This window comes from Aromatoleum evansii, from assembly GCF_045689615.1.
Classification (GTDB): Bacteria; Pseudomonadota; Gammaproteobacteria; order Burkholderiales; family Rhodocyclaceae; genus Aromatoleum; species Aromatoleum evansii.
This window is the reverse complement of record NZ_CP141259.1, coordinates 4,402,729-4,423,467: the sequence shown is the minus strand read 5'-3', so window position 1 is coordinate 4,423,467 and position 20,739 is coordinate 4,402,729. Positions and strand designations below refer to the sequence as shown.

Here is a 20,739-nt window from a genome sequence, read left to right as displayed (position 1 = left end):
GCGCCCGACCTGTCGCGCCATGCCCCGTGCGCGATGACGGGCGCGGCTCGCCGCCACTCGTCTGCCGGATCCCGCGTGCGCCCGGCCTGATGCGTCCGGTCCGCCTTTCCCGGCTGCTCTTCCTGCGTTCGCTGCTGGTCGCGACGCTGACCTTTGCGGTCGTCTATGGCTTGATGGAATTCTGGCTGCTGCCGCAGATCGACCGCGACACCGCCCTGCGCCAGCACCAGCTGTCGCATGCGGTGGCGGCCCAGATCGAGGCGCAGGTCACTCGCCCGGAGGCGGCGGTGCGTGCGATTTCGCAGGTGCTCGTGACGGGCGACCCGTGGAGTCCCGAGGCGGTTTCGGCGCTGCTGGATCGACTTGTCGACAGCAATGACGGCCTCGCCGCCGTGTATGCGGTCGATGAGCGCGGCAGGATCTTCGCCGCGGGCTTGTCGCCGGAGCGCCGCCGCTCGCGCGGCGAGTTCGTCGGACGCGACGTCTCGGCGCATCCGCTGCTGGCGTCGATGCGGCGTGCGCCGGGCGTGCATTGGTCGGATGTCGTGCTGTCGCCGTCCGCGGGCGATGCTCTGGCGATCGTCGCCGTGCGCCACGCAGGGGTGACGTTGTTCGGGGAGCTGGCGCCGGGGCCGCTGCTGCATGCGGTCGCGGGCGTCATGGATGACGGCGGCCTGCGTACGCTGCTGCTGGACAGCCGCGGCGCCCTGCTCGGCGACACCGCCGGGCTGAAGGCGGGGACGGTGCCGGCGCTCGCCGACGTGCCGCACGAAGTGCATCACGAGCACGAGGACGGCACCCGCCAGGTGCTGCTGAAGGTGGATGGTATCGACATGATCGGCAGCAGCGTGCCGGTGTCGCCGCTGGGCTGGCAGGTGCTCGTGATCCGGCCGCAGTCGGAGGCGTTCCGCGCTTCGCGCACGGCCGAGGTCATCATGCTCGTCGGGCTGGCGACGGCGTGGATCGTGGGCCTGATCGGGGCCGCGATCCAGGCGGGCTATTTCGGGCGCCTGTTCCGCGACCTGTCGATCTTCGCGCGCGGCGTCGAGCGGGGGCGTTACGACCTGGAGTGGCGTTCCTCGCGCGTGCGCGAGTTCAACCGGCTTGCAGCGGCCTTCCAGCACATGGGGCAGGCGATCCGCGAGCGCGAGGGGGCGATCGTGGCCAGCCAGGCGGCGCTGCAGGACCTCAACCAGACGCTCGAGGCGCGCGTCGCGGAACGCACGGAGGCGTTGCACCGGAGCAACGGGGAGCTCTCCGAGGCGCTCGACAGCCTGCGTCGGGCGCAGGAAGAGCTCGTGCGGTCGGAGAAGATGGCCGCGCTCGGGGCGCTCGTCGCGGGGGTCGCGCACGAACTCGGCACGCCGCTGGGCAACAGCCTGATCGCCGCGAACACGGTACGCGACCACACGCGCAGTCTGCGCCGCGAACTCGAATCGGGGTTGCGCCGCTCCACCCTGGAGCGCTATCTCGAGGATACCGAGGCGGCCAATGCGATCATCGAGCGCAACCTCGAGCGCTCCGCCGCGCTCGTCGCCAGCTTCAAGCAGGTGGCGGTGGATCAGTCGAGCGCGCAGCGCCGCGAATTCACGCTCGGCGAGGTCGTCGACGAGATCGTCATGACCTTGCGGCCCTCGCTGAAGCGGCTGCCCTTCCGCCTCGCCACCGACGTGGACGCCTCGCTGCGGCTCGACAGCTATCCGGGGGCGCTCGGCCAGGTGCTCGCCAATCTCATCAACAACGCGGTGCTGCACGGGCTGGAAGGGCGCAGCGAAGGCGAGGTGCGCATCGTCGGGCGCGCAGGCGAGGGCGACTGGATCGAACTCGAAGTGGCGGACGACGGACGCGGCATCCCGGAAGAGCTGCAGGGGCGCATCTTCGAGCCCTTCTTCACCTCCCGCCTCGGCAAGGGCGGCAGCGGCCTGGGCTTGCACATCGTGCACAACCTGCTGTCGAACGTGCTCGGCGGCGCGATCAGCGTGGACAGCCGCCCGGGCGAGGGCACGACGATGCGGGTGCGCCTGCCGCGTGTCGCACCGGTGACCACCCAGGCGGCCGCGACCGCCGCGCCTCTGGTCGCCTGAACGCCGCGGCGACCCTTACAGGCTGCGGATGCGCCCGAGCAGCGCGGTCGTCGAACGGTCGTGCTCGAACGGGATGGAATGCACGGTGCCGCCCCAGCCCTGCACTTCCGTGGCGCCGACGATCCGCTCCACCGGCCAGTCGCCACCCTTGACGAGGATTTCCGGGCGCGCCTCGAGGATGCGGTGCAGCGGCGTGTCCTCGTCGAACCACGTGACGAGGTCCACGCACGCCAGCGCGGCCATGACGGCAGCGCGGTCCTCGAGCGGATTCACCGGGCGGTCGTCGCCCTTGCCGAGGCGCTTCACCGATGCGTCGGTGTTCAGCGCGACGACCATCGCCGCGCCCAGCGCGCGGGCCTGCGCGAGGTAGGTGACATGCCCGCGGTGCAGGATGTCGAAACAACCGTTGGTGAACACGAGCGGACGCGACAGGGATGCGGCGCGGGCGCGCAGCTCGTCGGGGGCACAGATCTTGGCTTCGAAGGCGGGGCGAGGGTAGGACATCGGTTCCGGATGGCGAATGGGCGGCCGCGTGCGACCGGGGAAGACGGGATTCTAGCGCGCGCACCCCGCATCGGCCGCGCGGTGCGTCATGCCGGATGTCCCGCGCGCCACTCGGCGAGGGCGGCAATGCCGTCCTGCAGGTCCGCGATCACGCGGATTCCGGGCAGCTTGCGCTGCTGTTCGCGCATGGCGTGGCCGCCGGCCCACAGTGCGATATGGGCGGGCAGGCGCGCGCGCAGCGTGTTGAGGCCGTCGACCGCCTGGCGCGCGGGGTAGGCCGAGCTGAAGGACAGCGCGACGACGTCGATGCCGCCCTGCGTCGCCGCGCGTTCGATGTCGGCGAGCGGCGTCTGGGTGCCGAGCGAGGTGCATTGCGCGCCCTCAGGCGCGAACATCGCTTCGGCCATCAGCAGGCCGAGCGAATGCAGTTCGTTCGGGAAGGTCGTGAGCAGGATGGACGGCGAGCCGCCGTGAGCGCCGTGGTTCGCGATGGCGCCGCGTAGCACGTTGTGCACCTGCTCGGTGTACAGGTGCTCGCCGGCCACGCTCAACTCGCCCTTCAGCCAGGCCTGCCCGACCGCATCGGTGAGCGGAACGAGGGTGTCGGTGAGGAAGCGCTGCAGGCCGTTCTTCAGCAGGTTCTGCTGCAGCGCGCGCTGCAGGGCCGCGCCCTCCTGGCGGTGCATGAGGCCGAGCAGCGTGCCCCAGTCCGCGGGCGCGGCGGCCGGTGCCGCCTCGCGGGCAGCCTCCAGCATCTGCGCGAGCTCCTCGGTGGTGGCGGCGACGATGCGCGAGGGGCGCAGGCCCTGGTCGAGGAGGCGGCGGATCAGGCGCAGCTTGTCCACCTGTTCGGCCGGGTACACGCGCTCGCCGTTGGCGTCGCGCAGCGGGCGCGGAAAACCGTAGCGACGCTCCCAGACGCGCAGCGTGTCCTTCGGCAGTCCGGTGTCGCGCTCGACGGCGGCGATGCCGAGTCCTTCCGGTTGGTCGTTAAGTGATCTCATTTGTCGTGGACAAAAGCTTGACGTGATGGACGAATGGTTCTAAGTTAGGGCTGTGTACTTAATTTGTCCAGGACAAAATGAAAACCAAAGCCCTGCAATCATCGTTCGTGCAGCGTTCCCTCCTGCTTGCGGCGACAGTCGTTGCAGGCGCTGCATTGTTTACATATCTGACTGTTCCACGCGCTAGCGCGGCGACCACGGTTGACGGGCCTGCTGCTGTTTCTGTCCAGGACAATTATGCCGTGGATGAGGCGCTTGCACTCAAGCTCTTCGTGCATCGCGGGGATTACACTCCGGCTGCGGCGCAGGGACATTCGTCATGAACATGCGGGACGCTTTCCCGTGGGAGCCGCGGCGGGCGCGGCGCATCGCCGTCGTCGGGGCGGGGATCTCCGGTCTCGCGTGCGCCTGGATGCTGTCGCGCGAGCACCAGGTTACGGTCTTTGAAGCCGGCAAACAGGCCGGGGGGCACACGAACACGGTGGACGTGACGGTGGACGGGGTGACCCATCCGGTCGATACCGGCTTCCTGGTGTTCAACCGCCGCACCTACCCGAATCTGATCGCGCTCTTCGGCCTGCTCGGCGTCGAGGCGGTCGAGACCGAGATGTCCTTTTCGGTGAGCCTTGCCCAGCCGGACCTGGAGTGGTCGGGAACCAGCCTGCGCAGTCTCTTCGCCCAACCGGGCAATGCGGCACGGCCGGGCTTCTGGCGCATGCTGAACGACATCCTGCGCTTCAACCGCGCAGCGACGAGGCTCGCCCGCGGCGGTGGCGGAGGCGATCTCGCGCTGGGCGAATACCTGAGGGCGAACGCTTACAGCCGCGAATTCCGCGACTGGTACCTGCTGCCGATGGCGGCGGCGATCTGGTCCTGCCCGACGCGCACCATGCTCGACTATCCGCTCGATACCTTCGTGCGCTTCTGCGACAACCACGGCCTGCTGCAGATCGCCGACCGCCCGCGCTGGCTCACGGTGCGTGGCGGCGGGCGCGAGTACGTGCGGCGGATGTGCGCGCAGCTCGACGACCTGCGTCTCGACACGCCGGTGCTGGGGGTGTTCCGCGACGCCCGCGCGGTGTGGGTGCATACCCCGCAAGGTATCGATCGCTTCGACGAGGTGGTGTTCGCATGTCACAGCGACCAGGCGCTGGCGATTCTGGGCGCCGACGCGTCGAGCGGCGAGCGCGAGATCCTTTCGGCAGTGCGCTACCAGCCCAATCGCGCGGTGCTGCATACCGATGCCGCCCTGCTGCCGCGCAGGCGTGCCGTGTGGGCGGCGTGGAACTACGCCGCGGCGCCGGGCGGCGAGAGCGCGGAGCGCGCGATGGGGGCGGTTTCGGTGAGCTACCTGATCAACCGCCTGCAGCCGCTGCCCTTCGACACGCCGGTGGTGGTCACGCTAAATCCCCTGCGCGAACCGGATCCGGCGCGGGTGCTGGCGAGCTTCGACTACGCCCATCCGGTGTTCGACACGGCGGCGATCGCGGCGCAGCGCGCGTTGGGCGGCATCCAGGGCGTGCGTCGCACATGGTTTGCGGGCGCATGGACCGGCTACGGGTTTCACGAGGATGGCCTCAAGTCGGCCGTCCCGGTCGTCGAGGCGCTGGGCGGCAGCGTGCCGTGGCGCGGGGGCGCGCGGGTGGCGGAGGCTTGCGGCGCATGAATGCGGCGCACGATCCGCTGATGCCCGCGGCGTGCTTCGGCACGGTATTTCACGAGCGCCACGCGCCGGTGTGCAACCGTTTCGTGTATCCGCTCGCCTTTCTCCGCCTGCCCCTGTCGCGGCTGGGGGAGCTGGCCGTGCCGCTGCTCGGGATCGAGCGCGCGAACGTGTTCTCGTTCTTCAGCCGCGATCACGGTCCGCGTGACGGCACGCCGCTGCTGCCGTGGCTGCGTGCGCTGCTCGAGCGCCACGGGCTCGGCGAGGTCGCCGCCGGCGAGGTCGTGCTGCAGACGATGCCGCGCATGCTGGGCCATCTCTTCAACCCGGTGAGCTTCTGGTTCTGCCACGATCGCGCGGGGGCGCTGCGGGTCGTGCTCGCCGAGGTGAGCAACACCTTTGGCGAACATCACAATTACCTCGTTCATCACTGCGACCTCAGGCCCATCCGCGCCGGCGACGAGCTGCGCGCGATGAAGGTGTTCCACGTCTCCCCCTTCTTTCCCGTGGCGGGCGAGTACCGCTTCCGCTTCCATGCCGCGGGCGCGGCGCCGACCGTGGCGATCGATTACTGGGAGGGGGGCGAGCGACGCCTCAGCACGGCCGTGGGCGGCCGTGCCCGCCCCCTCGATGGCCGGGCGATGTGCGCCTGGCTCCTGCGCTATCCCTTCATGACCCTGGGCGTCGTCGTGCGCATCCACCGGCAGGCGCTGCGCCTGTGGTTGAGACGGGTCCGCTTCTTTCACAAACCGCTGCCCCCGCTGGAGGAAACCACGCGATGAATCCGCTCGAAAACACGCTCGCGAAGCCGACGGTGTGGTCGCCCGCGCGCACGCCGCGCGCGACCCGGCTTGCACTGGAGCTGCTCGAATCGCTTGAGGGCGGGGCGCTCGTGCTCGAACTGCCCGGCGGCGGGACCACGCGACTCGGGCATGGCCCGGTACGCGCGCACTGGCACGTGCAGGATCACGAGACCTTCGCGGCGACGCTGGCGCGCGGCGACATCGGCCTAGGCGAGAGCTATTTCGCGGGACTCTGGGACGCCGACGACCTCACCGCGTTGCTGACGCTGCTGGCGCAAAACCGCGAACGGCTGGGGCGCGCGGTGTATGGCCGCCTGCTGCCGCTGGCGGGCTACCGTCTGTGGCACGCGCTGCGCGCGAACACGCGCAGCGGGGCGCGTCGCAACATCGAGGCGCACTACGATCTCGGCAATGACTTCTACGCGCTCTGGCTCGATGCCACGATGAGCTATTCCGCCGCGGTGTTCGCCGATGCCGCGGAGCCCCTCGAGGAGGCCCAGCGGCGCAAGTACCGCCGCATCCTCGAGCGCCTCGGCGCGCAACCGGGCCAGACGATCCTCGAGATCGGCTGCGGCTGGGGCGGGTTCGCGGAGATTGCGGCCAAGGAGTTCGGCTGCCTCGTGTTCGGCATCACGCTCTCGCCCGCGCAGCTCGCCCATGCGCGCGCCCGCGCCGAGCGCGAAGGATTTGCCGACCGCGCCACCTTCGCGTTGTGCGACTACCGCGATGTGCTGGGGGAATACGATCACGTCGTGTCGATCGAAATGATCGAAGCAGTCGGGGAGCGCTTCTGGCCGACCTATTTCGCCACGCTCGCGCGCCGCCTGCGGCGCGGCGGCCGCTGCGTGGTGCAGGCGATCACGATCGACGAGGCGCTGTTTCCGCGCTACCGGCGGGGAACGGATTTCATCCAGCGCTACGTCTTCCCCGGCGGAATGCTGCCGACGCCAGCCATCATGCGCCGCCAGGCCGAAGCGGTCGGGCTCGCGCCGGTCGGCGATTTCGCCTTCGGCCGCGACTACGCGCGCACGCTCGAGCACTGGCGCGTGCGCTTCGACGCGAGGCATGCCGATGTTGCGGCGCAGGGGTTCGACGCGCGCTTCCTGCGCCTGTGGCGCTTCTATCTCGCGTATTGCGAGGCGGGCTTCCTCGCGGGCGATATCGATGTCCATCACTTCGAATTTGCCCATCCCTGAGCGCGCGGGCGTGCGGGCTCTGCTGCTGGCCGGCGGTCTCGCGCTCGCGTGCATGCTGGGGGGCGCCCACGCAAGCGCGGGCGAGCGCGAGCTCCCCGCCCCCGGGCTCGGCGGCTGGGGCGTGGTGGGGCAGGGGACCATGCGCTGGTTCGGCCTTCCGCTCTACGATGCCAGTCTGTGGACGCGCGGCGCCGAGCCGTGGCGGGCGGAGCAGCCCTTCGCCCTGGAGATCCGCTACGCGCGCTCCATTCGCAGCGAGCGCCTGGTGGAAGCCAGCCTCGACGAGATGGAGCGTCTCGGGCTCGCGGACGCTGCGCGGCGCGAGCGCTGGCGCCCGCTGCTGGAAAGGGCCTTTCCGTCGGTCGAGGCTGGCGACACCATCGTCGGCCTGGCGCAGCCCGACGGCAGGGTGGTGTTCTACCATCGCGGCGCGCCGACCGCCGAATTGCGTGATGCCGCTTTTGCGACCGCGTTCTTCGCGATCTGGCTGGATCCGCGCACGCGCGAGCCCGGCTTGCGTGCGCGCCTGCTGGGGATCGACGATGAAGGTTGAGCGCGAGCCGGCCCTGGCCTACGGCGTCCTCGGCCTGCCGCTGGCCTTCGCGGCACTGCCGATCTACGTGCACGCGCCCAAGCTCTACGCCGATGGTCTGGGGCTCCCGCTTGCGGCGGTCGGCGCCGTCCTGCTGGCGGTGCGCGTCGTCGATGCGATCACCGATCCGCTCATCGGTTGGGCGAGCGACCGCTTCGTTGCGCGGCGTGCGTGGATCTTTGCAGCCCTGCCGCCACTGGCCGCGGGATTCCTTGCGCTGTTCGGCCCGCCGCAGGACGCAGGCCTCGCGTGGCTGGCGGTGTCGCTGCTGCTCGTCACCTTTGGCTATTCCCTCGCCACCATCAACTATGCCGCCTGGGGGGCGGAGCTGGCGCACACGCCGGACGCGCGCACGCGCCTCGTCGCCAGCCGCGAGGGCTTCGCGCTGGCGGGCGTCGTGCTCGCGGCCGCTTTGCCCTCGTTGCTCGGCAAGGACTCCGTCGGCGGCGCCGCGCAGCTCGGCTGGGTATTCCTCGTCGTGCTTGCCCTCGGCGCGGGCCTCACCCTGTATTTTGCGCCGGCGGCGGCGAAGACCGCCGGCGCCGCCGTGACGCTGCGCTCGGCCCTGCGTGACGCGCTTGCCTGCCGGTCCTTCGTGCGACTGCTGGTGGTGTTCGCGGCCAACGGCATCGCCGCCGCGATTCCCGCCGCGACGGTGCTGTTCTTCGTCTCCGACGTGCTGCAGGCCGAGTCCGCCGCCGGCCTGTTCCTGGCCCTGTATTTCCTCGCCGGGGCCGCGAGCATGCCGCTGTGGGTACGGTGCGCCACTGCGCTCGGCAAGCTCCGGGCCTGGCTGATCGGCATGCTGCTGGCGATGGCGGTGTTCGCCTGGGCCGGCACGCTCGGCGCCGGCGACGTGGGCCGCTTCGCGCTGATCTGCGTGCTTTCGGGCGTGGCCCTGGGGGCGGATCTCGCCCTGCCGGCCGCCATGCTCGCGGACCTGCTCGCGCGCGAGCGTTCGGCCGGCCCGCGCGCGGGCGCCTGGTTCGGCTGGTGGAACCTCGTCGCGAAGGCGAACCTCGCGCTGGCGGCGGGCCTCGCCTTGCCGCTGCTGGACCGGCTGGGCTACGCGCCCGGCACCCGGGACGCCGACGCACTGGCGGCGCTCGCGGGCGTGTATGCGCTGCTGCCGGTGGCCCTGAAGGCGCTCGCGGCGACCCTGCTGTGGTGCTGCCGGCGCGATCTTGTTGTGGAGGAGGAGCGGCCATGCGCCGGATGCTGATGACCCTGGCGATGGCCACGGGGATTGCCGGCTGTGCCGGCATCGAAGTGCAGGACTACGCCGCCGAGACGCCGGCGCTCGATCTGCGCAGTTATTTCAATGGCACGCTCGACGCCTACGGCATGTTCCAGGACCGCTCGGGCAAGGTCGTGAAGCGCTTCCATGTGCTGATCGAGGCGAGCTGGCGAGGCGAGGTCGGCACGCTCGACGAGCGCTTCACCTATTCCGACGGCACCACCCAGCGGCGCGTGTGGACGATCACGCGGCACGACGCGCAGCGCTACGCGGGCGTCGCGGCCGATGTGGTCGGCGAGGCGCAGGGCGAGGCGCGCGGCAACGCGCTGCGCTGGCGCTACGTGCTGGCGTTGCCGGTCGGCGAACGGGTATGGCACGTCGATTTCGACGACTGGATGTTCCTGATGGACGAGCGTGTGATGCTGAACCGCTCGGTGATGAGCAAGTTCGGCGTGCGTCTCGGCGAGGTCACGCTGTCGTTCGTGAAACGCGATGCGCATCCTTGAGCCGCTCAATCCGCCGCTGCGGGACTGGCGAGGCGTGCGCGTCTGGCTGGTCGGCGCTTCGACGGGCATCGGCGCGGCGCTCGCGCGCACCCTGGCCGCGCGCGGCGCACGGCTCGCGCTCTCGGCGCGCGATGAGGAGCGGCTCGTGGCGCTTGCCGCGGACTGCCCCGGCAGTCTGGCGCTGCCGATGGACGTCACGCGCGGCGTGGCGGAATTCGCGCGCGTGCGCGACCCCGTTCTCGCCGCCTGGGGCGGCATCGATGTGGTGATCCTCAACGCCGGCACCTACCAGCCGATGCGCGCGTGGGAACTCGAGCCGGATGCGGTGAGGTCGACCCTGGCGGTGAACCTCCTCGGGGTCATCGACGGCGCGACCAGCGTCGTGCCGACCCTCCTTGCCCAGGGACGCGGTGCGATCGCGATCGTCGGCAGCGTCGCGGCCTACCACGGACTGCCCCAGGCGGCGGCCTACGGCCCGTCGAAGGCCGCGCTGGTCAATTTCGCCGAGTCCCTGTATCTCGACCTCGCCCCGCGCGGCGTCGCCGTCCACCTCGTCAGCCCCGGCTTCGTCGCCACACGGCTCACGGCGCAGAACCGCTTCGCGATGCCGGCCCTGATCCAGCCCGAGGACGCGGCGGCCGAAATCGTTGCCGGATTCGCGCGCGGCGACTTCGAGACCCACTTCCCGCGCCGTTTCACGAGCATCATGAAGCTGCTGCGCATCCTGCCCTACGGGCTGTCCTTCCCGCTCGTGCGGCGGGCGACGGGCGCATGACGCCTTGCGCCGAACGGCTCGCCGACTTCTATGCGACGCTCACGCCGCAGTCGCTCGCGCGCCTCGCCGACCTGTACGCGCCCGGCGCACGCTTCGTCGATCCCTTCAATGACGTCACCGGCGTGGAAGCGATCGCGCGCATCTTCCGCCACATGTTCGCCGCGGTCGACGCGCCATGCTTCGAGGTGACGAGCTGTCTCGCGCACGACCGCGAGGCCATGCTGGCCTGGACCTTCCGCTTCGGCGCGGCCTCCGCGCGGCGCGAGATCGTCGGTGTCACGCACCTGCGCTTCGATGCCGAAGGGCGGGTCGTCGAACACATCGACCACTGGGACCCCGCTCGCCAGCTCTACGAGCATATACCCGTCGTCGGGGCCGTCCTGCGCGCTCTGCGTCGCCGCCTATCCGCACATTGAGGGCTGCTGCGGGGCGGGCATTTATCACATCGTGCGCTGCAGCATATTGACAAATCTCAAAAGTTGTATTGCGACCGGCGATCCCGCTATGGCATCATCAATTCGTATTCGCTGAAATACGGCTCGCCGAGCCGCCGCATTCGATGGGGGTAGGGACATGGGTCTTGCCGGTCGTCATGCACTAGCCGTATTCCTGCTGCTCGCGTCGCCGGCCCTCCTGGCCCAAAGCCGCTACAACCTCCAACCCCCTGCCACCGGCATCGCCGCGCAGATCTACGACATGCATACGCTCATGTTGCTGATCTGCCTGTTCATCTTCGTGATCGTCTTCGGCGTGATGTTCTGGGCGGTGGTCCACCACCGCAAGTCGAAGGGCGCGATCGCCGCCCACTTCCACGAGAACACTGCGGTCGAGATCGCCTGGACCGTGATCCCCGTCCTCATCCTGCTCGGCATGGCCTGGCCGGCGACGAAGACCGTGCTGGAGATGAAGGACACGCGCGATCCCGACATCACCATCAAGGCCACCGGCTACCAGTGGAAATGGGGCTACGACTACCTGCAGGGCGAAGGGCAGGGCATCCGCTTCGTCTCTAACCTGTCGACGTCGCGCGAGCAGATCGACGGAAAGACGGCCAAGGGAGAGCACTACCTGGTCGAGGTCGACAACCCCGTCGTCGTGCCGGTCGGCAAGAAGATCCGGGTGCTGACGACCGCGGCGGACGTCATCCACGCCTGGTGGCTGCCCGCCTTCGGCGTCAAACAGGACGCCATCCCCGGCTTCATCCGCGACGCCTGGTTCCGCGCCGACAAGGAAGGCATCTATCGCGGCAACTGCGCCGAGCTGTGCGGCAAGGACCACGGCTTCATGCCCATCGAGGTGCATGTCGTGTCGCAGGAGGCCTATGGCAAGTGGGTCGCCGAGCAGCAGGCAGCGATGGCCGCGGCGGCCAGCGCCGGTGCGCGCGAATGGACGCTTGCCGAACTCGTCGAGCATGGCGCGAAGGTCTACGCCGCGAACTGCGTCGCCTGCCACCAGGCCGACGGCAAGGGCCTGCCGCCCGCCTTCCCGCCGCTGGACGGTTCGAAGGTGGTGCTCGGCGAGGTGGCCGGGCAGATCGCCGTGGTGCTCAATGGCCGGCCGGGTACGCCAATGGCGGCCTTCGGTGCGCTGCTGTCCGAGGCCGACATCGCCGCCGTCATCACCTACACGCGCAACAGCTGGAGCAACAAGACCGATGAAGCCGTCCAGCCCGCGCAGATCGCGGCGGCCAAGGGCAAGTAGAGGTCAGTCAAGGTACACGGAAGCAGGCGAAGCAGTCCGAAGGTCCGACTCGTCAAGGAGGTAGCATGGCGGCAGTCATGTCCGATCACGCGCACGGCGACCATCACGGCCCCACCGGCCTGATGCGCTGGATCACGACGACCAACCACAAGGACATCGGCACGATGTACCTGGTCTTCAGCTTCATCATGTTCCTCTCGGGAGGCGTGATGGCGCTGACGATCCGCGCCGAGCTCTTCCAGCCCGGCCTGCAGGTCGTGCAACCCGAATTCTTCAACCAGCTCACGACCATGCACGGCCTCGTGATGGTGTTCGGCGCCATCATGCCGGCCTTCGTCGGCTTCGCGAACTGGCAGATCCCGCTGATGATCGGCGCCTCCGACATGGCCTTCGCGCGCATGAACAACTGGAGCTTCTGGCTGCTGCCGCCGGCCGCGATCCTGCTGATCGGCTCCTTCTTCGTCCCCGGCGGCGCCACCGCGGCGGGCTGGACGCTCTACGCACCGCTCTCGGTGCAGATGGGCATGGGCATGGATCTGGCGATCTTCGCGATCCACATCATGGGCGTGAGTTCCATCATGGGCGCCATCAACATCGTCGTCACCATCCTCAACATGCGCGCGCCCGGCATGACGATGATGAAGATGCCGCTCTTCTGCTGGACCTGGCTCATCACCGCCTACCTGCTCATCGCCGTGATGCCGGTGCTTGCCGGGGCCGTGACGATGGTCCTCACCGACCGCCACTTCGGCACCAGCTTCTTCAGCGCCGCGGGCGGCGGCGACCCGGTCATGTACCAGCACATCTTCTGGTTCTTCGGCCACCCGGAGGTCTACATCATGATCCTCCCGGCCTTCGGCATCATCAGCCAGATCATCCCCACCTTCGCGAGGAAGCCGCTGTTCGGCTACGCCTCGATGGTGTACGCCACCGCCTCGATCGCGATCCTCTCCTTCAGCGTGTGGGCCCACCACATGTTCACCACCGGCATGCCCGCGGCCGGCCAACTCTTCTTCATGTACGCGACCATGCTCATCGCCGTGCCCACCGGCGTGAAGGTGTTCAATTGGGTCGCGACGATGTGGCGCGGCTCGATGAGCTTCGAGACGCCGATGCTGTGGGCGGTCGGCTTCATCTTCGTGTTCACGATGGGCGGCTTCACCGGCCTCATCTGCGCCATCGCCCCGATCGACATCCAGGTGCAGGACACCTATTACGTCGTCGCCCACTTCCACTACGTCCTCGTCGCCGGCAGCCTCTTCGCGCTCTTCGCCGGCGCCTACTACTGGCTGCCGAAGTGGACCGGTCACATGCCCGATGAGCGCATCGGCAAGCTGCACTTCTGGTGCTCGATCGTCTTCTTCAACATCACCTTCTTCCCGATGCATTTCCTCGGGCTCGCCGGCATGCCGCGCCGCATCCCCGACTACGCGCTGCAGTTTGCCGATTTCAACATGCTGGCCTCGATCGGCGCCTTCGGCTTCGGGCTGTCGCAGCTCATCTTCCTCGTCGCCGTCGTCAAATGCGTGCGTGGCGGCGAAAAGGCTGCGGCGCGTGCCTGGGAGGGCGCCGAAGGGCTGGAATGGACTGTCCCGTCGCCCGCGCCGCACCACACTTTCGAAGAAGCGCCGGTGGTGAGATGAATCGCCAGCGGATGATCCCCCGTCCAGCAATCGACACCGCGAGCGGTGGGTCGGGTATTCGCGGCGCGGGCGAGGACTGTCTGAGCCCGCAGGGCGAGTTCCGCAGCCCGCAGAGCGGATACCCGGCGCGCCGCGGATTACAGCCATAGCCGCGTCAGCCCCGACCATGACTGGCTCCGAAGCGATGCCCCGCCCCGACGACCCCGCCCGCCGCGCCGCGAACCGCCGCACCGCCCTCGTGCTCGCGGCCGTCGCGCTCGCGTTCTTCGTCGCCGCGCTGTTCAAGTTCAAGGGTCTCGCCCCATGAGCGCCCAAGGCCGCGTCGCCGCGGAAAATCGCCGCCTGCTGGTGCGCCTCGCCGTCGCCGCCGTCGTCATGTTCGGCTTCGGCTTCCTCCTCGTCCCCTTCTACGAAAAGATCTGCGAAGTCACCGGCATCAACAACCTGCTCAAGCCCGACGCCGTCGCCAACACCCAGATCGACCTCACGCGCACCGTCACGGTCCAGTTCGACGCCAACATCCACGACCTGCCCTGGCAGTTCCGCCCGCTGCAGACGCAGATCAGCGTCCACCCCGGCGAGCTTGCGACGGTCGCCTACGAAGTCTCCAACTCCCGCAGCGAGCCGGTCACCGGCCAGGCCGTTCCCAGCTACGGGCCGCAGCTCGCGGGCCAGTACTTTCGCAAGCTCGAATGCTTCTGCTTCGCCAAGCAGACCCTCGCCGCCGGCGAGAAGCGAACGATGCCCGTCGCCTTCGTCGTCGACCCCGGCCTGCCCGCCGACGTCAAGGTCATCACCCTCTCCTACACCTTCTTCGAGATCGCCGGACGCCGCATGGCCGGCGACGGCGCGGGAGGCCGTTCGTGATCGCCATGCAGAACGATGATCCGCGCCACGCGCTGCCCAGCGATCCCTCCACCCCGCCACGCGCAGGCTTCCTTGAAACACTACGTGCCGTGCTGTGGTCATTCATCGGCATCCGGCGCCGTCGCGACTACGAACACGACGCCCGCTCACTCGACCCGCGCGCCGTCATCGTCGCCGGCCTGCTCGCGGGGCTCGCCTTCGTGCTCACCATCGTCGCCGTCGTGCGCCTGGTGGTCGGTTCATAAGGTATGGGAGAAGAAGGAGTAGGAACATGACGCAAACCTTCGAAAAGTACTTCGTCCCCGAGCCGTCGAAGTACCCCATCTTCGGCTCCATCGCGCTGCTGCTCTTCGGCAGCGGCGCTGCGATGTGGCTCAACGGCGTAAAAGTCGGGCCGTGGCTCTTCTTCCTCGGTATCGCCGTGCTCGTCTTCATGCTGTTCGGCTGGTTCGGCCAGGTCGTACGCGAATCCGAAGGCGGCAATTACGGCCGCAAGGTCGACCGCTCCTTCCGCTGGTCGATGGGCTGGTTCATCTTCTCCGAGGTGATGTTTTTCGCCGCCTTCTTCGGCGCGCTGTTCTACGCCCGCGTCCTCTCCGTGCCCTGGCTCGCGACCGGCGACACCATGGAACTGCTGTGGCAGGGCTTTGCCGGCGGCTGGCCCACCGCCGGCCCCGACAAGCCCGATCCCTTCACGCCGATGAGCGCCTGGGGCATCCCCGCGATCAACACCCTGATCCTGCTCAGCTCCGGCGCAACCCTCACCTGGGCGCACCACGGCCTGCGCCACGACCGGCGCGGCCAACTCAAGCTCGGCCTGCTCGTCACCATCCTGCTCGGCATCCTCTTCCTCGGTCTGCAGATCTACGAGTACCGCCACGCCTACGCCGAACTCAACCTGCGCCTCGATACCGGCATCTACGGCTCCACCTTCTATCTCCTGACCGGTTTCCACGGCATGCACGTCACCGTCGGCGCGATCATGCTCACCGTGATGCTCGGCCGCGCGATCGCCGGCCACTTCAGGCCGGACGACCACTTCGGCTTCGAGGCTGCCGCCTGGTACTGGCACTTCGTCGACGTCGTGTGGCTGCTCCTCTTCCTCGTCGTCTACCTGCTGTGAGCCGTCCGTCCGCATGAGCCTGCGCCGCAACGCCCGTCTCCATCCCGTGCCGCTCCTCGCGGGCGTCGCGCTCGCGCTGCTGACGCTGCAGCTGGGCAACTGGCAGACGCGCCGCGCCGCGGAGAAGGCCGAACTGCAGGCCGAATACCGTGCCGCAGCCGAGCATCCTGCCCAGCCCCTCGACTCGACCTCGCCTTCCGAGTGGCACCTCGTCGAACTCCGTGGCGAATGGCTCCCCGGGCGCAGCATCCTGATCGACAACCGCGTGCACCAGGGGCGCGCGGGCTACCACGTCTTCACGCCCCTGCAGCTCAAAGGGCAGGGGGGCGTCGTACTGGTCAATCGCGGCTGGATCGGGGCGGGCGGAGATCGCGCGAAGGCGCCCCCGCGGATCTCCAATCCGCCCGGCGAAACCGTCGTCGCCGGCCGCGTGCGTCATCCCGCGGAGAAGCCCTTCATGCTCGCCGCGGATTCGCCCTCGGGCATGGTGTGGCAGACACTCGACCTCGCGCGCTACCGCGCCGACACCCGTCTCGCGGTGGCGGACTTCTATGTGCAGCAGACCAGCCATGCCGACGACGGCCTGATCCGCGACTGGCCCGAACCCGACGCAGGCATCGATCGCCATCGCGGCTATGCCCTGCAGTGGTACGCGCTCGCCGTCCTCGCCACAGGCCTGACCCTGTGGTACCTGTGGAACGCATTCCGGAGGTCTCGCCATGACGAGCGCCAGCCTCTCTGAACTCCCGCCCGCAGCCGCCCGCACGCGCGCGGGGCGCCGTACGCTCTTGCTGCTCGCCTTGGTCTGCGTGCTCCCCGTCCTGGCGTCCTATTTCGCCTACTACGTGTGGCAGCCCGACGGCCGCAGCAACTACGGCGAGCTTCTCGTGCCGGCGCCCCTCGCCGCAGCGCGTCTCGCCGGCGTCGCCGGCCAGCCCGATTTCTCCGCTGCCGAGTTCGAGGGCCGCTGGACCCTGCTGTTCACGGCGCCCGGCGCCTGCGAGCGGCCCTGCGCCGAGGCGCTCTACCTGATGCGCCAGGTACGCCTCGCACAGGGCGAGGCGATGGGGCGCGTCGGCCGCCTGTGGCTCGTGACCGACGCAGCGGTGCCCGAGTCGGGAACGCTCGCCGCGCACGAGGGGTTGCGCGTGGCCCGCAGCGCGCCGGCCTGGCTCGCCCAGCTGCCCGGCGCCGAACGCGGGCGTCACGTCTATCTCGTCGATCCGCGCGGGCAAGTGATGATGCGTTTCCCCGAGAGCGCCGACCCGCGCCGCGTGATCAAGGACCTGCAGCGCCTGCTCAAGTACTCCGCGCTCGGACGGGGGCAAGTCGTCCATCCCGCAGGGTTGGGCGAGGAACGGGCCGCGCAATGACCGCCTACCGCCGCCTCATCCTCCTCGCACTCGCGCTCACGGCCGTCGTCGTCGTCTTCGGCGCCTACGTCCGCCTGTCCGATGCCGGCCTCGGCTGCCCCGACTGGCCGGGCTGCTACGGCCAGCTTAGTCCGCACCACGCCGCCGACGAGATCCTCGAGACCCACGCCGCCGACCCCCACGGCCCGGTCAGCCTTCCCAAGGCGTGGAAGGAAATGATCCACCGCTACCTCGCCGCCAGCCTCGGCCTGCTGATCCTCGCCATCGCCTTCCTCGCCTGGCGCCGCCGCGGCACTCCCGGCGTCGCCCCGCGACTCGCCGCGGCCCTGGTCGGCGTGGTGATCTTCCAGGGGCTGCTCGGCAAATGGACCGTCACGCTGCTCCTCAAGCCCGCCATCGTCACGGCCCACCTCCTCGGCGGACTCACGACGCTCGCGCTGCTCGCCTGGCTTGCCCTGCAGGCCCATGCATCGGCGCGCACCGAAGTTCCCCGCCGCTATCTTGCCCTCGCGCGTACCGCTTTCATCCTCCTCGCGCTGCAGATCGCGCTGGGCGGGTGGACCAGCACGAACTACGCCGCGCTCGCCTGTGCAGACTTCCCCTCCTGCCAGGGCAGCCTGTGGCCGGCGGCCGATTACGCGAACGCCTTCCATGTGCTGCGCGAGCTCGGCATGACCGCCGACGGCGATGCGCTCCCGCTCGCCGCGCTCACTGCGATCCACTGGTCCCATCGACTCGGCGCCGTGCTTGCGGGCGCCGCGCTGCTCGCGCTCGGCGGCGCCCTGCTGCGGCGCGCGGGGACGCGCCGTTTCGGCGCCGTCCTGCTGCTCGCGCTTGCCCTGCAACTCGCCCTTGGCATCGCCAACGTCCTGCTCGGCCTGCCGCTGTCGCTCGCCGTCGCCCACAACGCCGGAGCGGCGGTGCTGGTCATCGTGATGGTCTGGATCAATCATGGCCTGCGCGGGGCCCGTCTTCCCGCAACGGTCGCGCAGAGGAGGGTAGGCCATGCGGGCCGCGAAAACTCTTACGCCTGAAGCGCACGTTGCGTCTGCCCGTCTGCACGCCTTCTACGTGCTGACGAAACCGCGCGTGAATTCCCTGATCGTCTTCTGCGCGATCATCGGCATGTTCCTCGCCGTCCCGGACGGACTGCCTGCGCCCGCCATCGTCCTCGCGGCCACCGTCGGCATCGCCTGCGTCGCCGGCGCCGCTGCCGCGATGAACTGCCTCATCGAAGCCCATATCGACGCGCGCATGAGCCGCACCCGCGGGCGCCCGCTACCGCGCGGCGAACTCGGCCCGCGCGAAACGCTCGCCTTCGCCGGCGCCCTGGGCGGCAGCGGCCTCGTGATCCTGCACCAGCTCGTCAATCCGCTGACGATGTGGCTCACGCTCGCAACCTTCGTCGGCTACGCGGTCGTCTACACCATCTTCCTCAAGCCGCGCACGCCGCAGAATATCGTCATCGGCGGCGCCTCCGGCGCCATGCCCCCGGTGCTCGGCTGGGCCGCCGTCACCGGCGAGGTCAGCGCCGACGCGCTGCTCCTCTTCCTCATCATCTTCGCGTGGACCCCGCCGCACTTCTGGTCCCTCGCGCTCTACCGCAGCGCCGACTACGCGCGCGCCGGACTGCCCATGCTGCCGGTCACCCATGGCTCCGAGTTCACGCGCCTGTCGGTGCTGCTGTATACATGCATCCTCTTCGGTGTCACGCTGCTGCCGTTTGCGACCCGCATGAGCGGCGTCGCCTACCTCGCCGCCGCGATCCTGCTCGGCGGCTGCTTCCTCGGCCGCACATGGCGCCTGTACACGGACTACAGCGACACCCGCGCGCGCCGCACCTTCCGCTTCTCCATCCTCTATCTGTTCTTGCTCTTCGCGGCTTTGCTGGCGGATCATTACCTGCGTTACTGATCCCCACCATGTCCCGGTCCCAGGAAAGATGCTCCGCACCCTGATTGTCGCCGCAACACTCGCCGTCGCAACGCTCGCCGCCTGTTCCAACCCGTCCGCCACCACCGCGTTCCGCGCCACCGACATCACCGGTGCCGACTACGGCAAGGGGTTGGCGCTCTCCGATCACACCGGGGCCCTGCGCACGCTGGCCGATTTTCGCGGCAAGGTCGTCACCCTGTTCTTCGGCTACACGCAATGCCCGGACGTGTGCCCGACGAATCTCGCCACCATGGCCGAGGTCATGCGCCAGCTCGGGCCCGACGCCGAGCGCGTGCAGGTCCTGTTCGTCACGGTCGATCCCGAGCGCGACACCCTGCAACTGCTTGCCCAGTACATCCCGGTGTTCGATCCCCGCTTCCTCGCGCTGCGCGGCGATGCCGCGCAAACCACGGCGGTCGCCAAGGAGTTCAAGGTCTTCTACCAGAAGAGCGGCGACACTTCGGGTAGCAACTACACCGTCGATCACTCCACGGGAACCTATGTCTTCGATCCGGCCGGGCGCGTCCGTCTCTACGTGAAGCACGGTGAAACCGCCGACAACATCGCGGCGGATATCCGCAGCTTGCTTGCAGGGAAATAGGGCCTGCGGGGTAGCGCTGCCGGAGCGCAAGAAAGCTGCCCGAGTGCGGAACGGGCACTCTGTGGGAGCGGGACGACGAGCTCAGTGAGCGGGAGGAGAGGCGGTGTGGGAGCGGCTTCAGCCGCGAATCAGCGCCAATTCGCGGCTGAAGCCGCTCCCACCGGATCGCGGCGCAGCCCTCAGGCCGTGAGCAGCCCGCGCATCTTCTGCATCGCCTTCGCCTCGATCTGGCGGATGCGCTCGGCCGAAACCCCGTACTCCGCCGCAAGTTCGTGCAGGGTCGCGCTGTCGCCTTCCGACAACCAGCGTCGCTGCACGATGGTCCGGCTGCGCTCATCCAGGCTCGCGAGCGCTTCGTGCAGTCCGACGTCGTGCAGGTGCGCGAGTTCGGCCCGCTCCAGCACCTCCGAAGGCTCGGCGTGCGGGTCCGGCAGATAGGCGATCGGCGCAAAACGATCGTCATCGTCGTCGCTATCTCCTTCGAGCGGGATGTCACGCCCGGTCAGGCGCGTCTCCATCTCGACGACTTCCTCCGGCTTCACGCCCAGCTGCGTCGCCACTGCCTGGATTTCATCGCCGCTCAGCGTCGTTGAATCCTGCTTCAGGCTGCGCAGGTTGAAGAACAGCTTGCGCTGCGCCTTCGTCGTTGCGATCTTCACCAGCCGCCAGTTCTTCAGCACGTACTCGTGGATCTCGGCCTTGATCCAGTGGATCGCGAACGACACCAGCCGCACGCCGCGCGCGGGGTCGAAACGCTTCACCGCTTTCATCAGGCCGATATTGCCCTCCTGGATCAGGTCCGCGTGAGGCAGTCCATATCCCAGGTAGCCGCGCGCGATCGCCACGACCAGCCGCAGGTGCGACATCACCAGCCGCCGCGCCGCCTCCACGTCACCCTCGTCGCGCAGGCGCGTCGCCAATTCCACTTCCTCGCCTTCCGAAAGCATCGGAATGCGATTCACCGACTGGATGTACTGATCGATGCTGCCGACGGCAGACGGGACGGGGAAGGACAGGGCTTGGGTCATCTACGGAATTCCTCCATGCGCGTGATCTTAGCACTCAGCGAGTCAGAGTGCTAATGAAGGAAAAGAGTTCCCTTTGCACCGCGACCAACTATGCCGTCCACGTG

Annotated in this window: 24 protein-coding genes; 21 read left to right on the top strand and 3 right to left on the bottom strand. The window is 68.9% G+C overall.

What is annotated here, in order from left to right; translation table 11 throughout:
- The first annotated feature begins 89 nt into the window (after nucleotides 1-89).
- The gene (locus tag U5817_RS20725; RefSeq protein ID WP_407278665.1) at nucleotides 90-2,084 is read left to right on the top strand and encodes an ATP-binding protein; all 1,995 of its coding nucleotides are present in this window, start codon (nucleotides 90-92) and stop codon (nucleotides 2,082-2,084) included.
- A gap of 15 nt (nucleotides 2,085-2,099) precedes the next feature.
- Here the strand turns inward: U5817_RS20725 and rfaE2 are convergent, their stop codons facing one another.
- Nucleotides 2,100-2,588 (bottom strand): D-glycero-beta-D-manno-heptose 1-phosphate adenylyltransferase, encoded by a 489-nt coding sequence (rfaE2, locus tag U5817_RS20720; RefSeq protein WP_407278664.1) that lies wholly within the window; start codon nucleotides 2,586-2,588, stop codon nucleotides 2,100-2,102.
- A gap of 86 nt (nucleotides 2,589-2,674) precedes the next feature.
- Entirely contained in the window at nucleotides 2,675-3,592 is a 918-nt protein-coding gene (locus U5817_RS20715) for a MerR family transcriptional regulator (protein WP_407278663.1), read from the bottom strand.
- A 77-nt stretch (nucleotides 3,593-3,669) separates the two neighbouring features.
- Between U5817_RS20715 and U5817_RS20710 the strand changes: the two genes are divergently transcribed.
- From U5817_RS20710 to U5817_RS20615, 20 genes are all read left to right on the top strand, one after another.
- Nucleotides 3,670-3,915, top strand: a complete 246-nt coding sequence (locus U5817_RS20710; RefSeq protein ID WP_169126648.1) for a hypothetical protein — start codon at nucleotides 3,670-3,672, stop codon at nucleotides 3,913-3,915.
- On the top strand, nucleotides 3,912-5,258 hold the full coding sequence (locus U5817_RS20705; protein WP_407278662.1) for an NAD(P)/FAD-dependent oxidoreductase: 1,347 nt from the start codon (nucleotides 3,912-3,914) through the stop codon (nucleotides 5,256-5,258). The genes U5817_RS20710 and U5817_RS20705 overlap by 4 nt, the downstream gene beginning before the upstream one ends.
- Nucleotides 5,255-6,037, top strand: a complete 783-nt coding sequence (locus U5817_RS20700) for a DUF1365 domain-containing protein (RefSeq protein ID WP_407278661.1) — start codon at nucleotides 5,255-5,257, stop codon at nucleotides 6,035-6,037. Before U5817_RS20705 ends, U5817_RS20700 begins: the two co-directional genes overlap by 4 nt.
- Nucleotides 6,034-7,254 carry a class I SAM-dependent methyltransferase gene (locus U5817_RS20695; protein WP_407278660.1) on the top strand — a complete coding sequence of 407 codons (1,221 nt, stop codon included), beginning with the start codon at nucleotides 6,034-6,036 and terminating at the stop codon, nucleotides 7,252-7,254. The genes U5817_RS20700 and U5817_RS20695 overlap by 4 nt, the downstream gene beginning before the upstream one ends.
- On the top strand, nucleotides 7,223-7,807 hold the full coding sequence (locus U5817_RS20690) for a chalcone isomerase family protein (RefSeq protein WP_407278659.1): 585 nt from the start codon (nucleotides 7,223-7,225) through the stop codon (nucleotides 7,805-7,807). The genes U5817_RS20695 and U5817_RS20690 overlap by 32 nt, the downstream gene beginning before the upstream one ends.
- Nucleotides 7,797-9,068, top strand: coding sequence for an MFS transporter (locus U5817_RS20685; protein WP_407278658.1), 1,272 nt, complete (start codon nucleotides 7,797-7,799; stop codon nucleotides 9,066-9,068). Before U5817_RS20690 ends, U5817_RS20685 begins: the two co-directional genes overlap by 11 nt.
- Nucleotides 9,068-9,589, top strand: coding sequence for a DUF3833 domain-containing protein (locus tag U5817_RS20680; RefSeq protein WP_407281113.1), 522 nt, complete (start codon nucleotides 9,068-9,070; stop codon nucleotides 9,587-9,589). Before U5817_RS20685 ends, U5817_RS20680 begins: the two co-directional genes overlap by 1 nt.
- Nucleotides 9,576-10,364, top strand: coding sequence for an SDR family NAD(P)-dependent oxidoreductase (locus U5817_RS20675; protein WP_407278657.1), 789 nt, complete (start codon nucleotides 9,576-9,578; stop codon nucleotides 10,362-10,364). Before U5817_RS20680 ends, U5817_RS20675 begins: the two co-directional genes overlap by 14 nt.
- Nucleotides 10,361-10,780 (top strand): nuclear transport factor 2 family protein, encoded by a 420-nt coding sequence (locus U5817_RS20670; RefSeq protein WP_407278656.1) that lies wholly within the window; start codon nucleotides 10,361-10,363, stop codon nucleotides 10,778-10,780. The genes U5817_RS20675 and U5817_RS20670 overlap by 4 nt, the downstream gene beginning before the upstream one ends.
- Nucleotides 10,781-10,937: 157 nt before the next feature.
- Nucleotides 10,938-12,065: a cytochrome c oxidase subunit II gene (gene coxB, locus U5817_RS20665; RefSeq protein ID WP_407278655.1), complete on the top strand. Its 1,128-nt coding sequence runs from the start codon at nucleotides 10,938-10,940 to the stop codon at nucleotides 12,063-12,065.
- A gap of 65 nt (nucleotides 12,066-12,130) precedes the next feature.
- Entirely contained in the window at nucleotides 12,131-13,708 is a 1,578-nt protein-coding gene (ctaD, locus tag U5817_RS20660) for a cytochrome c oxidase subunit I (protein WP_169126630.1), read from the top strand.
- Between the two features lie 166 nt (nucleotides 13,709-13,874).
- A complete protein-coding gene (locus U5817_RS20655) occupies nucleotides 13,875-14,015 on the top strand; it encodes a cytochrome oxidase small assembly protein (RefSeq protein ID WP_407278654.1) in 141 nt (46 codons plus the stop codon).
- Nucleotides 14,012-14,575, top strand: a complete 564-nt coding sequence (locus U5817_RS20650) for a cytochrome c oxidase assembly protein (RefSeq protein ID WP_407278652.1) — start codon at nucleotides 14,012-14,014, stop codon at nucleotides 14,573-14,575. The genes U5817_RS20655 and U5817_RS20650 overlap by 4 nt, the downstream gene beginning before the upstream one ends.
- A gap of 5 nt (nucleotides 14,576-14,580) precedes the next feature.
- Complete coding sequence (locus tag U5817_RS20645) at nucleotides 14,581-14,820, top strand: DUF2970 domain-containing protein (RefSeq protein WP_169132687.1); 240 nt, start codon at nucleotides 14,581-14,583, stop codon at nucleotides 14,818-14,820.
- A gap of 26 nt (nucleotides 14,821-14,846) precedes the next feature.
- Nucleotides 14,847-15,698, top strand: coding sequence for a cytochrome c oxidase subunit 3 (locus tag U5817_RS20640; protein WP_169132674.1), 852 nt, complete (start codon nucleotides 14,847-14,849; stop codon nucleotides 15,696-15,698).
- A 13-nt stretch (nucleotides 15,699-15,711) separates the two neighbouring features.
- Entirely contained in the window at nucleotides 15,712-16,440 is a 729-nt protein-coding gene (locus U5817_RS20635) for an SURF1 family protein (protein ID WP_407278650.1), read from the top strand.
- Nucleotides 16,418-17,071 carry an SCO family protein gene (locus tag U5817_RS20630; protein ID WP_407278648.1) on the top strand — a complete coding sequence of 218 codons (654 nt, stop codon included), beginning with the start codon at nucleotides 16,418-16,420 and terminating at the stop codon, nucleotides 17,069-17,071. The genes U5817_RS20635 and U5817_RS20630 overlap by 23 nt, the downstream gene beginning before the upstream one ends.
- Nucleotides 17,068-18,105, top strand: coding sequence for a COX15/CtaA family protein (locus U5817_RS20625; protein ID WP_407278646.1), 1,038 nt, complete (start codon nucleotides 17,068-17,070; stop codon nucleotides 18,103-18,105). Before U5817_RS20630 ends, U5817_RS20625 begins: the two co-directional genes overlap by 4 nt.
- Nucleotides 18,077-18,985 (top strand): heme o synthase, encoded by a 909-nt coding sequence (gene cyoE, locus U5817_RS20620; protein WP_169132678.1) that lies wholly within the window; start codon nucleotides 18,077-18,079, stop codon nucleotides 18,983-18,985. Before U5817_RS20625 ends, cyoE begins: the two co-directional genes overlap by 29 nt.
- A gap of 28 nt (nucleotides 18,986-19,013) precedes the next feature.
- Nucleotides 19,014-19,607 carry an SCO family protein gene (locus U5817_RS20615; RefSeq protein WP_407278644.1) on the top strand — a complete coding sequence of 198 codons (594 nt, stop codon included), beginning with the start codon at nucleotides 19,014-19,016 and terminating at the stop codon, nucleotides 19,605-19,607.
- A gap of 179 nt (nucleotides 19,608-19,786) precedes the next feature.
- Here the strand turns inward: U5817_RS20615 and rpoH are convergent, their stop codons facing one another.
- Entirely contained in the window at nucleotides 19,787-20,635 is an 849-nt protein-coding gene (gene rpoH / locus U5817_RS20610; protein WP_407278642.1) for an RNA polymerase sigma factor RpoH, read from the bottom strand.
- Nucleotides 20,636-20,739: the final 104 nt, after the last annotated feature.